We start from the raw sequence: 2,599 nt of genomic DNA, 5'->3' as shown, positions 1-2,599 counted from the left end.
ACTTTATTTGATTATCACTATCGGTTTATGGATATAGAGTACCCAGAGAAGTCCATAAGACTGGATTGGTTATTTGCTATAAATATTCCTTTTTGGTTTTTAAAGCTATTGGGACGTCGTTTAGCGGTATTAACGTCTAGCACGCCGCATTTTCCTTTTGAGATAGAAGCCCAATGTGATGTAGATCCCAACGATAAATTTGACTTAAATAAAAACCCGCCGATACCAGCGCTCATGGAGCCTGCTACCTTGTTAGAAAAAGTGTTTTATGTCGTTATGATGGTAGTTGCAACGCTAGCCTCCTTATCGATACTCGCCATTATTATTGATATCATCGGTGCCGCGCGACCACATGGAGATTACCCAAGTTTCTTTAAAATACTGTGGGATTGGCTGTTGTTTCGGTGGATTTAGACTGGATTTTTAGTTGCAATGTCTAAAGTATAAACTTCTGATGATGTAGGCAAAAATATATATTTATAATGACTATCGCTTGAATTTCGGAAATGCCATAGACAAAGCAGCCAATGGTGCCATCAATAAAAACAATAATAAACAAGACATCAACGAGTATGAAAATACTTTAAAAAGGTGGCGGAATAAAAGGTAATTGATTTAATGAAACGCAGAAAAAAAAGAACATCCGATGACACTTTAGGCAAAGCAGGTAAGACAGGTAACTCAAAACATGAGCGAAATCCATACCAGAGACCTGACTATCCGCCACGCCCCGAACGTCCTATCGTACAGTTTAATAGCACCTACATGGAGCTGGTAGATATGTGGGACTTTATCCGTGGCGATGTGGTTTGGAGCCACTTAATCATTTCTTTAGTAGCGATTTTTGGTATAGGTGTTGTGGGCTATAGTATGCTCTTTGAGTTTAATAAAAATGGGCTTAGCATCGATTTCCTGTTTTATATCGTGGCAAATATTGCATTGTTTGGGCTTATTTATGCATTGATAAGACGCCTTAGCCGAGAGCTGTTTTCTTACACTTACTTTCCCGTTCGCTTTAATCGTAAAGAGGGCAAAGTCTATGTCATGGGTACCAATAAAAAGGTAGAGGCCTATGACTGGGCGAGTCTAAAAGTACAAATGCAGATCTCCACCAACACACCGAGAGATATCCGCCACTGCGACGGAGACGATAAAGGTATTATTCAGCAGATTTTTAGTTTACCGATTCATTATCTTGATGTAGATGAGGCCTTATACGGTCATTTTGAGTTTGTTAATCGTTATATGTCTGCTACAAATGATAGCGAGCTCGCTGAAGTAGCCAGTAGCATTGATCACATACTTCCTATCCATCAGCGTAAAGAGACCTTTAAAGAAAGCATGCAGCGTTCCTTATTTGATTATTATTATCGATTTATGAATGTTGAGTACCCAAAGACATCCGTAAGGTTTGTTTCGTTATTTGTCGTAAATATACCTTTTTGGTTTTTAAAGCTATGGGGACGTCGCCTTTCTATATTCACCTCAACCACCCCGCATTTCTCCGCTGAGATAGAGAACGAGTGTGAGGTAGGTCTCAACGATAAATTTGACTTAAATAAAAACCCGCCGATACCAGAACTCATGAAGCCTGCTACCTTATTAGAAAGAGCACTCTATTTTGCGATGATAGTAGTCGCAATGCTGGCCTCCTTATCAATTCTAGCCATTATGATTGATATCATTATTGAAGTTTTACCGCATAGTGATTATCCAAGCTTCTTTAAAATCCTGTGGGATTGGCTGTTGTTTCGGTGGATTTAAATATTTGAAGACAGCCTTTAGCTTAAATAATTAAGTAGTGCGTTGAAGAAGCGCCAATGGTAAAGCCGTAAAATTTAGGACAATGAATAATGAGTGGATATGTTGTAGACATGGAAGGGCGGTTTCGACTGACCAAGAAACCACCATTTTTCTGTCACATCTATAGATATTAACTTGAGAGGTTTTAGTCCATTTACCGTTTACTGTTCAGATTGAGGACACGCCCTAACTAAGGAAGAATAAATGAGCAATACAAACAACGTCTGGCTGGCAGGCTTTAAGCTAACGTCTGTCAATTTTTACGATATCTATCCTGCTAATAGTAAAAAATATGACTTTCCTAAGCATTGGAAAGTACTTCAACGTATAGAAAAAACAGCTGACCCTAAGTTATTAGAAATAAAAAAGGTGTTTAAAGAAGAAATGTTGGAGCTGTCTAACGCTAGCAGTGGTTTTTCTAAGACCAATCACTTACCAGACAGCTTGTGGGTAGAGAGTAGTGACACTAAGCTACCGCCATCGTCTGAATATATTTTCAAGGTAAGAAGTAGTGGCGTTGTGCTTACCCAAGCCTGTGCCGAGCTGCTACAGCAGTTTCGCTTAGGGGAGAGTACGCTCACGCCAGTACAAATCTACGACCTTGAAACCCAGCAGCTGTGTAGTGAGGAAACCTTTTATTTTCTTAATCTATGTGAAAGACGAGAATATATTCAATACCCGCACCCTCAGGTGAACGAGTCATTTTCCTCTTATGCTAGTTCTAGCTTTGATGGTAAGCAAAGATACGCAACCAGTATACCTATCAAAGACAAACAACTATTAGTTAGTAAGTCTG

The 2,599-nt window shown here is 39.3% G+C and carries 1 protein-coding gene and 2 pseudogenes; all 3 read left to right on the top strand.

Annotation, left to right across the window (positions count from 1 at the left end):
- Positions 1-414 (top strand): annotated as a pseudogene (locus ACT3QP_RS14565) (hypothetical protein); the annotation flags it as partial.
- A 204-nt stretch (positions 415-618) separates the two neighbouring features.
- Positions 619-1,764 (top strand): DUF6708 domain-containing protein, encoded by a 1,146-nt coding sequence (locus tag ACT3QP_RS14560; RefSeq protein ID WP_192519190.1) that lies wholly within the window; start codon positions 619-621, stop codon positions 1,762-1,764.
- Positions 1,765-2,007: 243 nt separating this feature from the next.
- A pseudogene (locus tag ACT3QP_RS14555) lies at positions 2,008-2,599 on the top strand (hypothetical protein); the annotation flags it as partial.

The sequence above is a fragment of the Psychrobacter sp. AOP7-B1-24 genome (assembly GCF_052376215.1).
GTDB lineage: Bacteria > Pseudomonadota > Gammaproteobacteria > Pseudomonadales > Moraxellaceae > Psychrobacter.
Note: the sequence above shows the minus strand (reverse complement) of the source record. Positions and strands in the feature narration are given on the sequence as shown.

What these genes read in the sequence shown, in the direction of transcription:
- ACT3QP_RS14560 (WP_192519190.1), top strand. Translation starts at nt 619, where the DNA reads ATGAAACGCAGAAAAAAAAGAACATCCGATGACACTTTAGGCAAAGCA.